7 protein-coding genes are annotated in these 13030 nt (G+C 56.9%); 3 read left to right on the top strand and 4 right to left on the bottom strand.

The features are described 5' to 3' along the window. Positions 1-28: 28 nt before the first annotated feature. From ACHHTY_RS02750 to dnaN, 4 genes are all read right to left on the bottom strand, one after another. Entirely contained in the window at positions 29-1123 is a 1095-nt protein-coding gene (locus tag ACHHTY_RS02750) for an NAD(P)H-dependent glycerol-3-phosphate dehydrogenase (RefSeq protein ID WP_395492529.1), read from the bottom strand. Further along, positions 1123-3738, bottom strand: a complete 2616-nt coding sequence (gyrA, locus tag ACHHTY_RS02745; protein WP_395492528.1) for a DNA gyrase subunit A — start codon at positions 3736-3738, stop codon at positions 1123-1125. The genes ACHHTY_RS02750 and gyrA overlap by 1 nt, the downstream gene beginning before the upstream one ends. A gap of 109 nt (positions 3739-3847) precedes the next feature. Then, positions 3848-6244, bottom strand: a complete 2397-nt coding sequence (gene gyrB / locus ACHHTY_RS02740) for a DNA topoisomerase (ATP-hydrolyzing) subunit B (RefSeq protein WP_395492527.1) — start codon at positions 6242-6244, stop codon at positions 3848-3850. 85 nt (positions 6245-6329) lie between these two features. Then, positions 6330-7460, bottom strand: coding sequence for a DNA polymerase III subunit beta (dnaN, locus tag ACHHTY_RS02735; RefSeq protein WP_395492526.1), 1131 nt, complete (start codon positions 7458-7460; stop codon positions 6330-6332). A 373-nt stretch (positions 7461-7833) separates the two neighbouring features. Here dnaN and ACHHTY_RS02730 point away from each other — a divergent pair, with 373 nt between their 5' ends. The 3 genes from ACHHTY_RS02730 (at position 7834) to ACHHTY_RS02720 (ending at position 12961) form a co-directional block, all read left to right on the top strand. Next, the gene (locus tag ACHHTY_RS02730; RefSeq protein WP_395492525.1) at positions 7834-8943 is read left to right on the top strand and encodes a serine hydrolase domain-containing protein; all 1110 of its coding nucleotides are present in this window, start codon (positions 7834-7836) and stop codon (positions 8941-8943) included. Positions 8944-9359: 416 nt separating this feature from the next. Then, positions 9360-11654 carry a multiheme c-type cytochrome gene (locus ACHHTY_RS02725; RefSeq protein ID WP_395492524.1) on the top strand — a complete coding sequence of 765 codons (2295 nt, stop codon included), beginning with the start codon at positions 9360-9362 and terminating at the stop codon, positions 11652-11654. Further along, positions 11654-12961, top strand: a complete 1308-nt coding sequence (locus ACHHTY_RS02720) for a hypothetical protein (RefSeq protein ID WP_395492523.1) — start codon at positions 11654-11656, stop codon at positions 12959-12961. Before ACHHTY_RS02725 ends, ACHHTY_RS02720 begins: the two co-directional genes overlap by 1 nt. The last annotated feature ends 69 nt before the right edge of the window (positions 12962-13030 follow it).

Here is a 13030-nt window from a genome sequence, read left to right as displayed (position 1 = left end):
CAGCTCCTTGGGGCGGGGGGGGTGCCGCTCACCGGCCCTGCTCCGGCCGATACTCCAGCTCCTCCCGGCCTTCCCGAGCCAGCAGATCCCGGACCGCCTCCCGGCACGGTTTGTCCTGGTAAAGAACCTGGTAGACCTGTTCCAGGATCGGCATTTCCACCTGCTCGCGCCGGGCCAGGGCCCAAGCCGAAGCGGTGGTTTTGACCCCTTCGGCCACCATCCGCATTTCCGCCAGGATCCCGGCCAGTTGCTGCCCCTGTCCCAGCTTGAGGCCCACCCCCCGGTTGCGGCTCAAATCACCGGTACAGGTCAGCACCAGGTCGCCGAGGCCGGCCAGGCCGGCAAAAGTCAGGGGCTGGGCCCCCATTTTAACTCCCAGGCGGGTGATTTCCGCCAAGCCCCGGGTAATCAGGGCGGCGCGGGAATTGGTGCCGTAGCCCAGGCCGTCGCTGATCCCGGCGGCGATGGCGATGATGTTTTTCAGAGCCCCGCCCAGTTCCTGGCCGATCAGGTCGGTGCCGGCATAAACCCGGAAACGCTCGGTAAAAAAAAGATCCTGGAAAAAATGGGCGTCCTCCGCCCGGGCGGCGGCCACGGTGACGGCGGTGGGCAAGCCCTCGGCCACCTCGCGGGCGAAACTGGGACCGGCCAGCACCCCCAGGCGAAAAGCCGGTGCGGACAACGATCCTTGGGCCGCGGGGCCCGGCAGCGGCTCTCCGCCGGCCAGCGCCAGCTCCTCGGCCATAACCTGGGTCATGGTGAGCAGGGTTTCATTTTCAATGCCCTTGGCGGCGGAAATAATCGCCGCGGCGGGGGACAGGTGGGGGATAATCCGGCGGAAAACCGAGCGAAAGCCATGGGACGGCACCGCCATCACCACGGCGGCACAGCCTGCAACCAGGGCCGGATCGGAGCCGGGCTGGATATTACCCGGCAAGGGAAACCCCGGCAGATAATGGCGGTTTTCCCGCTCCCGCTCAATTTCCGCCACCCGCTCCGGGGTATGGCTCCAGAGACTGACCTGGTAATCCTTGCGGGCCAGCACCAGGGCCAGGGCGGTCCCCCAACTGCCGGCTCCCATCACCGCTACCCGGTGATTATTTCTTTCCCCAGGCTTGCTCATTAACCCTCGCCTGGCGCTTCGCCCTGGTCATCATCTTTCGCCCCGGGAGCCGCTTCCCGGTTAACCACCGTTGGGTCCTCGCAGTCGGCTTCATCCTCGTCCTCTCCGTTGACCGCTTCGGCCAGGCGATCCAGGGCCACCACCTGTTCATTCTCTTCCAGCTTGAAGAGCCGGACCCCCTGGGTGGAGCGGCCGATGACCCGCAGATCGCACATCGGGGTGCGAATGATCTTGCCGCGGTTGGTGATCATCATCACCTGGTCATCATCAACCACCTGCAGCATCCCCACCACCGCGCCGTTGCGCGCACTGGCCTTGATCGCGATCACCCCCTTGCCGCCGCGGCGGATCAGGCGGTATGCGTCGACCATGGTCCGTTTGCCGAAGCCGTTTTCGGTGACCACCAGGATCGAGCTTTGCGGATCACCGGAAAGAACCGTGACCCCCACCACCTCGTTGACCGTTACCGGCGGGGCTTCCTCGGGTTCAGCGGCGAAATCGGCGGAGGCGTCGGCCCCGGGCAGGTTAATGCCGCGAACCCCGCTGGCGCTGCGGCCCATGGGCCGGATATCGCTTTCATGGAAACGCACCGCCATCCCCTCGCGGGAAAGGAGCAGAATCTCGTTGTTGCCGTAAGTCAGCGCGGCGGCCAGGATTTCATCGTCCTCCCGGATGGTCAGGGCGATCTTGCCCCGGCGGATGGGCCGGCTGAACTCGCTGAGCACCGTCTTCTTGACCACCCCTTTCTTGGTGACCATCAGGACATAGCATTCGCTGCCCTCCGGCACCTCGAAGGACTGCACCGGCAGAATGGCCGCCAGTTTTTCCTCGGGGCCGAGATCAAGCAGGTTGACCACCGCCTTGCCCCGGGCCAGGCGGCCGGCCTGGGGCAGCTCGTAAACCTTGCGCCAGAAGACCCGGCCCTTGTTGGTGAAGAAGAGCAGGGTGTCGTGGGTGGAAGCCACGTGCATCCAGCTGACGAAGTCCTCGGCGGTGGTGCCGGCTCCCCGGATGCCCTTGCCGCCGCGGCGCTGGGCCCGGTAAAGATCGACGGGGTTGCGCTTGATGTAGCCGGCGTGGGTGACGGTGACCACCATCTCCTCGCGGGCGATCATATCTTCCGGCAGAATCTCATCGGGGGTCTCGATGATCTCGGTGCGGCGATCATCGCCGTACTGCTCGCGGATGGCCTCAAACTCCTCGCGGATGATCTTAAGCACCAGGGTTTCATCGGCCAGAACCGACCGCAGCCAGGAAATTTCCTTGATCAGGGCGTCATATTCCTCGATGATCTTTTCCCGTTCCAGGCCGGTCAGGCGATGGAGGCGCATTTCGAGAATGGCCTGGGCCTGGAGGGCGCTGAGCCCGAACCGGGCCATCAGGCCATCCCGGGCCTCCTGGGGATTGGCCGAGGCCTTGATCAGTTCCACCACCTCGTCCAGGTTGGTGATGGCGATTTTCAAACCTTCGAGAATATGGGCCTTTTCCTCGGCCTTGCGCAGATCGTAGGCGGTGCGCCGGTACACCACGGTCTTGCGGTGGAGGATGAAATGCTCCAGGATCTGGCGCAGATTGAGAATTTCCGGCCGGTTGTTGACGATGGACAGCAGGATGATCCCGTAACTGCGCTGGAGCGGCGTCATCTTGTAAAGCTGGTTGAGGACCACCTCGGCGTTTTCATCCTTTTTCAGTTCCAGCACGATCCGCATGCCCTGGCGGTCCGATTCATCGCGGACCTCGGAAATGGAGTCGATCTTCTTCTCCTTGACCAGCATGGCGATCCGTTCGATCAGGGTAGCTTTGTTCTGCTGGTAGGGAATTTCATCGATGATGATCGACTCGCGGCCGTTTTTCTGTTTTTCGACGTGGGACTTGGAGCGCAGCAACAGGGAGCCGCGCCCGGTTTCGTAAGCCTCGCGGATCCCCGCCCGGCCGCAGATAAAGGCCCCGGTGGGAAAATCCGGGCCGGTGATGACTTCCATCAGGCCGCTGACCGTGATATTGGGATCTTCGATCATCGCGATCAGGCCGTCGATGACCTCGCGCAGGTTGTGGGGGGGGATATTGGTGGCCATCCCCACCGCTATTCCCGCCGCGCCGTTGATCAGCAGGTTGGGAATCCGGGCCGGAAAAACCAGGGGTTCGCTGAGTGAGTTGTCGTAGTTGGCGATGAAATCGACCGTTTCCTTGTCGAGATCGCTGATCAGCTCCTGGTCGATCCGGGTCATCCGGGCTTCGGTGTAACGCATGGCCGCCGGCGGATCGCCGTCCACCGAGCCGAAGTTGCCCTGGCCGTTGACCAGGGGATAGCGCATGGAAAAATTCTGGGCCATTCGGACCAGGGTGTCGTAAACCGCGCTGTCTCCATGGGGATGATACTTACCGATAACGTCGCCGACGATGCGGGCGGACTTGAGAAAGGGCCGGTTGTAATAGTTGTTCAACTCCCGCATGGCGAAAAGAACCCGCCGATGAACGGGCTTGAGGCCGTCACGAACATCGGGCAGGGCCCGGCCGATGATCACGCTCATGGCGTAATCAAGATAGGACTTGCGCAACTCCTTTTCGATGGAAATGGTGGGAAAAGGGGCGGGGTTTTCTGTTGCTTCAACCATGGGATTCAAAACCTTTCCGTTAAATTAAGCGGGTCAGGACCCAAAGCCCAAGAGGCAAGAAGGTGCCTTTCAACCGCTGCCGCTTGAACCTGGAACCTTGAACCGACCTTTAAATATCGAGGGAGGAAACCTCCAGGGCGTTGTTCTGGATGAATTCGCGGCGGGGCTCAACCTTGTCGCCCATCAGGGTGGTGAACATTTCATCGGCCTTTTCGGCATCATCGATGCTGACCTGGAGCAGGATCCGGTTTTCCGGGTTCATGGTGGTTTCCCAGAGTTGTTCCGGGTTCATTTCACCCAGACCCTTGTAGCGCTGCAGCGAGCTGCCCTTGAAGGATTCGCTGCGGATGAAGGTCAGCATTTCGCGCCAGGAAGAGATCTCGGTTTCCTGGCCTTTCACCGTCACGGTGAATTTTTCTTCGAGATAATCGCGGATGCGCGGATACTGGCCCAGGACCTGGCGGTATTCCGGCAGCAGGGGAATCTGGGGGCCGACGGTGATCAGCAGGTGGGCCTTGTCCTTTACCGCCGCGTCAAACTCGTAACAGCTCGGCCGCCAGCGGCAGGGCCGGACGTTGCCCAGGATAAAACGGCCGCCGCTCAGGCGCTGGCGCAACTGCCCCAGCATTTCCTCGTTTTCAAACTGGTCGGCGGAATGGATATCCTCTTCCACCAGGAAGCGGAGCATTTCTTCCCACAGGTTGATCCGCTCCAGGTAGTCGATCAGGCGCTGATAATGGGAAAGTTCCCGCAGCAGCCCCACCAGTTCCTCGCCTTCGATGACCCGGCCGCTGCCGGTGCGGATGGCACAGAGGGTGCTGGCCTGCTGAAAGAGAAAGTTGTTCAGGGCGTTGTCATCGAGAAAAAACTGTTCTTTTTTGCCCCGGCTGATCCGATACAGCGGCGGCTGGCCGATATAGACATTGCCGCTTTCCACCAGGGGCAGCATCTGGCGGTAGAAGAAAGTCAGCAGCAGGGTGCGGATATGGGCGCCGTCGACATCGGCGTCGGTCATGATGATGATCTTGTGATAGCGCAGTTTTTCCGGATCAAACTCCTCCTTGCCGATCCCCGTGCCCAGGGCGGCTATGATCTGCTTGATCTCCTCGCTGCTTAAGATCTTATCAAAACGGGCTTTTTCCACATTCATGATCTTGCCCCGCAAGGGCAGGATAGCCTGAAAATAACGGTCCCGGCCCTGCTTGGCGCTGCCGCCGGCGGAGTCGCCCTCCACCAGAAAAATCTCCCTTTTTTTCGGATCCTTGGTCTGGCATTCGGCCAGCTTGGCGGCCATCATCAGATCCATCCCGCCCCCCTTCTTGCGGGAAAGCTCCTTGGCCCGGCGGGCCGCCTCCCGAGCCCGGGCGGCATCCACCGCCTTGCCCAGGATCTTGCGGGCTTCCTGGGGGTTTTCCTCGAGATACTGGGCTATTTTTTCGTGGCAGATGATTTCGACGATGGATTTTACTTCACTGTTGCCCAGCTTGGTCTTGGTCTGGCCTTCAAACTGGGGGTTGGGTACCCGGATGGAAATAACGCAGGTTATCCCCTCCCGGACATCATCGCCGCTCAGTTTTTCCCGCAGGTTCTTGGGCACGATATCATCGCTGGCGTAGCGGTTGATGCACTTGGTCAACGCGGCCCGGAAACCGACGACATGGCTGCCGCCTTCCTTGGTGTAGATGTTGTTGACATAGGGAAACAGCCGTTCGTTGTAGCCTTCGAAATACTGAAAGGCCACCTCTACCTGGACATCATCCCGCTCACCCTGAACCATGACCGGCTCATTGTGGACCGGGGTCCGGTTGCGGTTGAGATATTCGACAAAGGACTTGATGCCGCCCTTAAAATGAAATTCATCGCTCGCCCCGGTGCGCTCGTCATGGAGCAGGATTTTTACTTCTTTGTTCAGAAAAGCCAGCTCCCGCAGGCGGGTCTGGATTATCTCATACTTGAATTCGGTGGTCTCGGTGAAAATATTCGGATCGGGGAGAAAGGTTATCCTGGTTCCGCTCTTTTCGGTGGTACCGATGACCTCCACTTCGCTTTCCTTGATCCCGTAACGATATGTTTGCCGGTGAATTTTACCGTCCCTTTTGACCTCGGCCACGGTGCGCAGGCTCAGGGCGTTGACCACTGAAACCCCGACTCCATGCAGACCGCCGGATACCTTGTAGGTGGAATGATCAAACTTGCCCCCGGCGTGCAAGGTACACATGACCAGTTCCAGGGCGGAAACCCCTTCAGTGGGATGCATCCCCACCGGAATTCCCCGGCCGTCATCTTCAACACTGACGCTGCCGTCCTTATGGAATACGACCTTGATATGGCTGCAATATCCTGCCAGGGCCTCATCAATGCTGTTGTCGACCACTTCGTAAACCAGGTGGTGCAAACCTTCTTCGGCCGTATTGCCGATATACATCGCCGGTCTTTTTCTTACCCCTTCAAGACCGGATAAAACCTTTATCTGCTCGGCACCATAACCGTTGTTGACTGAATCCATCTCGCTCAAAGTCTTTAATCCATTGGTTTTTATTTTTTTACAACTGGAACAATAATTGTCTTATTTACTTAAAGCATCACTTAGCTCAGAGTTTCATTGGCATTATAATACTGAGATATCCGGGATCTTTATCTCCCTGAATAAGACAGGGGCTTTCTTCCGAGTTTATATATGCTTTTATATTTTCACTTTCCATTACCTGTAATGATTCATAAAAATACTTGCCATTAAAACCCAGTTGCATGGTGTCTCCTTCATATTCTACGGTGATATCCTCTTTGGCGCTGCCGTAATCCATATTTTGTGATGAAAGAGTTATTTTGTTGTTTTCAATGACAAAGCTGACCGCATTAAAACGATCTTCGGTAAAGATGTTTACTCTTTTCAGAGAATGCATCATGATTTTTCTGTTCACGGTTATATATTTAGCTTTGTTGATAGCTTTAACAATACCCTTGTAATCGGGAAAATCACCACTCATCAAACGAATAACCAGAATAAAAACTCCGGCTTTAACCACCACCTGTTTTTCTTCGACCCCCAGGAAAAGGCTGTCCGCTTCTTCGCATAATTTTCTTATTTCCTGGGCCCCTTTGCGGGGAATCAGAATAACCCGGTCCTGGGGAATGGGACTCAAATCCCCTTCGACCTTGCCCTCCATCATTGAGAGGCGGTGACCATCCGAGGATACCATCCGCAGAAAATGATCTTCTTCAATACTCTCTCTTTCCAGGAGAAGACCGGCCAGATTGAAATTGTTCTCTCCCTCCTGGGCAACGGAATAGATGGTTTTGTCGATCAGGTTGTTCATCAAACGGGAAGAAACGGTAACCATGTTGTCTTCCCGGTAAGGGGGAAAGGTGGGAAATTCGTCGGCTCCAATCCCGGCCAAGCGGCAATCACTGGCCTGGGCACTTATTCTGACCCAGAAGTTTTCCTGTTCTTCCAAGTGAATATGACTTTCTTCCGATTCGCGTACCAGCTCAAAAAGCTTTCTGGCCGGCAGAGTTATCCTGCCGGGGGAAATAATTTCCGCCGGGACCTGGCAGCGAATCCCTACTTCCAGATCGGTAGCCGTCATTAATAGCCCTTCCTGGTCCGCTTCCAGCAAAATGTTGGCCAGAACTGCCAGAGTTCCTTTTTTACCGGTTATATTCTGCAAGGCGGCCAGGCCGGCCAGAAATTCGGGACGGGGAACATTGAGGGCTAGTGTCATGGCAGCGTCCTTTTGCTAAAAAATAAGAATAAAGAGATAAAAAGATATTATGATTATTAAAGGTGTTGGATTGTTGATTTGTGAGCTAAACCGATAAATCCCTTAATTTATTTTTCAATAAAGGCGGTTTGGAAAAAAAAGGGACAAACGGCTTTTCCAGCTATGAACAACTTTTCAACAGCCTGTCAACATCGGATGGTAGAGGTTTTGTTGGTTACCTGTTGGCAAGAAGCCATACCCCCTTTTTCCCTTGCTTTTCGAATCGGTAAAAATTAAGGGAAAGAATCGCACAATTGTACCGGAAAAACGGAAAAAAACAAATAAAAATAGGTAAATAAAAGCGGTGAGCAATTTTTTTTCACAGCAAAACAAAATGTTAGAAAAAATTTTCCGCAACGCGATCAGCCAAGGGATTTTTCCGGGAGCTGCCAGCTCGGTTTTTCAGGGCCTGGGAAGCTCCCGACAAGGGATGATATCCTGTTATGGCAGCACTTCTTATGAAGCGGGGAAATTGGTGGATCCCGCCACTATTTATGATCTGGCCTCGCTGACCAAACCCCTGGCTACCTTGCCGGCCCTGGTCTCCTTAATGGGGGAGGCCAGAATAAATTTTAGCCAAAAAATGGAAGACTTGCTGCAAACCAAGGTTCCCGGCGACAAAAGAGAGATAAGCTTGCGGGATCTGATGGGTCACAGGGCCGGTCTGGCGTCTTATCTCCCCCTCTTTTCCCTGGTTGACCAAAAGGATCCGGATCAGGTCAAAAGGGAGGTATTGCGGATAATTCTTGACCATCCCCTGGTTCATCCTCCGGGCCGGCAATCGCTTTACAGCGATCTTGGCTATATCCTGGCCGGTTTTATTGTCGAAAAGCAAAGCGGGCAAAACCTGGCCGAGTATCTCCGGGCAGCAATTTATGAACCACTGGGCTTGGGGGATAGACTTTTTTTCAACCCCCGGGGCAACATCCGGGCCGGCGTGTACGCTCGTGGTGAATACTGTCTCTGGCGCCAGCGGTTGCTCGATGGAGAGGTGAGCGATGAAAACTGCGCCCTGCTGGGTGGAGTGGCCGGTCATGCCGGTCTGTTTGGTGATATCGGGGCGGTCTCGGCTCTGGTTTGTTTTTTGCTCGATAATTGGTTGGGCCAAGAAATAAAAGGAGGGAAGAAACCGCGCCTGGCCCGGGATGTTCTGCTATCCTGCTTTGAGCGGCAAAACCAGCAGAATCAGGATACCTGGGCCTTGGGAGTGGATACCCCTTCATCCCGGCACTCATCCGCCGGTCGCTATCTTTCCCCCCGGAGCATCGGGCACCTGGGCTTCACCGGCACCTCCTTCTGGATTGATCCCCGCCGGGAGTTGGTAATGGTGCTGTTGAGCAACCGGGTGCACCCCTGCCGCAGCAATCAAAAAATAAAAAAATTTCGCCCGTTATTCCACGACACGGTAATCGGTGAGCTGGAGACGGCTCGCGAATCACAGTAAGAATAACCATTTTTTTGCGGTTTTTTAATACGAAGCAGAAAAATGTAAATTTTTTTTACAAAGAGTATGGTCAACTAACTTCCTGTCACCCGGTTTTTTTTTTAAAGACATGGGGAGTGTAAGAACCATTTTTCTCTGTTTATGAGAATTTTTTTAATGTTGACAACAACTTTACCTTTTCCCTATAGCTATTCTTCAAGGCTGATTATCAGCCGGGTTATGTTTTGGCCAGGGCGTCGGCAGTTGGCACGCCAATGTTTTTGAGGAGGGGTTGATTAATGATATTTATACTCTGGAAACGCCGCGGGCGTTTCCGGTCAGAGACCGGTTCGCCCCCTTACTTCCCTTCAAAGTCCGTTACCCCTACCCCTCAAGCAGTATTCTCCCCTCGTTCCTTCCCTTATTTGTTTTTTTCAATGATGACCGTTTTTTTCGCGGCCCTGCTGGTTTCCTGCGGGGGCGAAAGCGACGGTCCGGGGATTGTTGTTCCGCCCGGCAGCACCAGTCCTACCCAGATACAGGAAGCCACTGCCCCGGTCAGCGCCGCCGGCGTAGTTGATTTTGTCGGCAGCGGCGATTTCAGCGGTTTGGTTATCAAGGCGGAAGGCATGAACGAGGCGGCCGGCGGCCGGCTGCGGATTGTTCTGGATCCCAATCCTCCCGACCCTTTCCAGGGAAATCTTTTTCCCGCCGGCAACCTTTTTACGCTTACCCTTCTTGACCGCAACGGCCAGGTCGTCAATAACGGCGCCGGCCTGGTCTCTGCCTGTTTTCCCTACCGCAACAAGGTGGTTGCCCAGGCGGGCATAGAACCCGCCGATCTGCGGTTGCTGCGCAACGGCGAGATTTTGAGTGCCACCGTGTCGGAAGACCGGGCTGTGCTGACCGCCGCCTTTGCCGGTTTTTCTTCCTTTATCGTGGTCTTCGAGCTGATCCCCCCCACCGCTTTGCCCCACCCCCTGCCCTTGATTGAACCGGCCTGGGATGGTTACGTCGATGCCCCGAAAATCATGGATCCGACCGGCAACCCGATAGCCGATTCGGCCCGGGGGATCAATATTGTCCAAGTGGGTGAGCGGGTGATGCTGCAAGCCCGCCGCCAGGATATCAGCGGCCACGACTACACGACCTTTGATTGGCAGATCACGGCCCGGCCGGCGGGGGACAGTTCCCTGCTGAGCGGCTCGGGTTCCCGGGTTGAACTGATTCCCCAACAGGTGGGCCGGTATGAAATTACCCTGACCGCCAGCAACGCTTTTGTCAGCGAGACGGCGGCGATCACCGTTACGGCCGGCAGTTACAGTTATGCCGAGCAAAGCGGCGCTATTCGCAACTACTGCCAGTTCTGTCACGATGGGATCGACATCGAGCCCTTTGATCAGCTTCTGGATATTTACGGGCGCCCGATTCTCCGGGACATCGTCGGTCCCTGGAGCCAAACCAACCATGCCAAGGCCTTTGCCAATCTTTCCCCGCTGGAGAGGAACAACACCGTTTGCCTTAACTGTCATACCACCGGTTTTCTCTTTGCCGATCGCACCGGCAACGTGATTGATGATTATCCAGAGGCTTTTGGCTTCGACGATTTTATCACTGACTGGAACGAGCCCGCGGCGGCGGCCGCCGCCGCCCCTCATCTCACCGGGGTTTCCTGTGAATCCTGCCACGGTCCCGGGGGGGCCGGCACTCCTCCTCCCAGCAGCGGTTTCCAGCACGACTATCGGGCCACCCTGGCCCAAGGGCCCTGCATGGCCTGTCATAATATCGACCCGGATCAGCAGATTGAAGGGCGCGACTATTTTTACGGTTGGGAGGGCGACCTTCATGTCGATGCCCACCGGGTTCGCGAGGGCCGGGTCCGGGTTGCCGACACCGACCCCTGCTACAACTGTCATGTCGGCCAGTATTTTATCGGGCGGATGCACAATAAAAACCTGGTGCCGGCCGATATCGATGAGCCGGAAGGGATTACCTGTGTGGTCTGTCACGATCCCCACGGGGAAAGCGGCCACCCATTTCAGCTGCGGGTAGCCGGCGAGGTTTCCGTCCGCCTGAAAACCAACGGGGGAGCGGAAGACTTCCAGACCCTGACCTTTGATGCCGGGATGTCGGGCGTTTGCTACAGCTGCCATAACGCTTTTTTTATGCTGCCGGCGGTGGGGGAGGATCTCCACGGCAACCAGGCTGAAATGATGGAGGGCATCGGAGGATTTACCTACGGCCGGGAGCTTGGGGGCCTGACCCACGGGCTGCGGACGGTGCCGGACAAGTGCGTCAGGTGTCACATGATCGCCGAACACGAGGGCGAACCGGTGACCACCCATCAGCGCCGTCTTTTCGCAGGAGAGGATATCTTCACCGGGACCGATTACACCATCATCGGCTGCTCCACCGCCGACTGCCACCAGGGGCCCCTGGCCCTGCCCGCCACCGGCAACCGCTTTGATTATGACGGCAAGACCACGGAAATCCTGGCCAGCCTCGAGGCCCTGCAGCTCAGAATCAATCAAATTCTCGGCCGGGCCCCGGATTCGGCGATTTCCCACAACTACGGATCGGTGACATCTCTCACCGAAGAGCAATTGACGGCGATCAACCGGGCAGCCTACAACTACTTTTTTGTCATGCGGGACGGCAGCTTCGGGGTCCATAACTATCCCTACGCCGCCGCCCTGCTGGAATTGAGCATGGCAGACCTGGCGAGGTTCTGATGAACATTTCAGCCCGAACAATTGGCGGCTTTTTCCTCGTTCTGGCCTTGCTGGCCCCACCGGCCGCCCTCGGGGCTGAAATCACCGGCAAATACAGCGCCGCTCTCGAGGGCCGGGAAACCCGGGACGGGATCAAGGAGTCCGTTCTGGTCAACTATCTTTCCTTTGATGTCGACCGGCTGCCGCTGGCCAACCTTTCCCTGCATGGGCTGGGAAAATACGCCCACGAGTGGCGGGAAAACGATTCCGCCACCAGCATTTATTATCTTTACGGCCAGCATCGCACCTTCGAAGGCCGCCGCGACCTCCAGTTCGGCCGTTTTCCCCTGGAAAGCCACCGTTTCCTGACCCTGGACGGGCTTCATCTGACCATGCGCCCCGACCGGCCCTGGGGCTATTCCCTCTATGCCGGTCAGCCCCGCTATATGGAAATTCACAGCGACCGTTTCGAACGTCAATTTCGTGATACCGGAGACTACCTGGCCGGCGGCAAGGTTTTCCTGCGGGGAATCGAGGGTCTGCGGGCCAACGCTTCCTATTCCCGGGAGGGCGACGGGAGTACGGTGTATCGGGAACTCTTCGGGATCGGCGGCGGCAAGGATTTTTTCTTTCCCCGGGCGGATGAGGAAATGGTCCTGGCCCTGGACGGCAGCCTCGATTACAACCCGGCCGATTCGGCCCTGGACAAACTGAGCGCCCGTTTATTTCTGCTTTATTCGGCCAAGTTGCGGGTCGTGGTTCAGGCCGACCGTTTTGATGTCCGGGAAGATTACCCGGCCGGGCGGGAATTGATCATTTCTCTCTTTTCCACCGGCCGCGAGGATCGGGCCCAGTACACCATAACCTACGACCTCCGGCCGGAAATCTCCCTTTACCAGGGGACCGTCTTCACGGAAATGGAAATGCCCGACGGCGCCTGGCGCCAGGGCCGGATCATCAAGGGCGGGATCAGCGGCAATTACCGGGAAAGGTGGGGGGTTGGCTTCGATGCAGGGCTTTATCACTTTGACAGCCACAACTCGGATGCCACCGGCCTGGCCTTAAACCTCAATTACTGGCCCGCCGAAGCCTGGTTTACCCAACTGGGCCTGGAGGTGGTCAAGATCGACGCTCCCTTCCGCGAGCGGGAACGGGCCAGCAGCGTGATCGCCGAGGTGGGCTATCAGCCCGGCAATACCTGGCGGCTGGCCGGCTATCTCGAGCGCAGCGACAATCCCGAGTTCAAAAATGATTTTCGCACCGGGATAAAACTGGATTACCTCTTCGGCTTTGCCTTCGGCCGGGCCCGGCAACAGACATCAAGGTAAAAAGCACCATGACTTCCCATGCTCCGCGAAAACCAAGCTTCAGCGACGGTGGACCGGCCAGGAAGCAGC

Source organism: Desulfurivibrio nitratireducens (genome assembly GCF_044068515.1).
GTDB lineage: Bacteria > Desulfobacterota > Desulfobulbia > Desulfobulbales > Desulfurivibrionaceae > Desulfurivibrio.
Note: the sequence above shows the minus strand (reverse complement) of the source record. Positions and strands in the feature narration are given on the sequence as shown.

Bases quoted from the DNA above. Each gene is read 5' to 3' on its own strand.
- ACHHTY_RS02730 (WP_395492525.1), top strand. From the start codon at position 7,834: ATGTTAGAAAAAATTTTCCGCAACGCGATCAGCCAAGGGATTTTTCCG.
- gyrA (WP_395492528.1), bottom strand. From the start codon at position 3,738: ATGGTTGAAGCAACAGAAAACCCCGCCCCTTTTCCCACCATTTCCATC.
- dnaN (WP_395492526.1), bottom strand. From the start codon at position 7,460: ATGACACTAGCCCTCAATGTTCCCCGTCCCGAATTTCTGGCCGGCCTG.
- ACHHTY_RS02720 (WP_395492523.1), top strand. From the start codon at position 11,654: ATGAACATTTCAGCCCGAACAATTGGCGGCTTTTTCCTCGTTCTGGCC.
- ACHHTY_RS02750 (WP_395492529.1), bottom strand. From the start codon at position 1,123: ATGAGCAAGCCTGGGGAAAGAAATAATCACCGGGTAGCGGTGATGGGA.
- ACHHTY_RS02725 (WP_395492524.1), top strand. From the start codon at position 9,360: ATGATGACCGTTTTTTTCGCGGCCCTGCTGGTTTCCTGCGGGGGCGAA.
- gyrB (WP_395492527.1), bottom strand. From the start codon at position 6,244: ATGGATTCAGTCAACAACGGTTATGGTGCCGAGCAGATAAAGGTTTTA.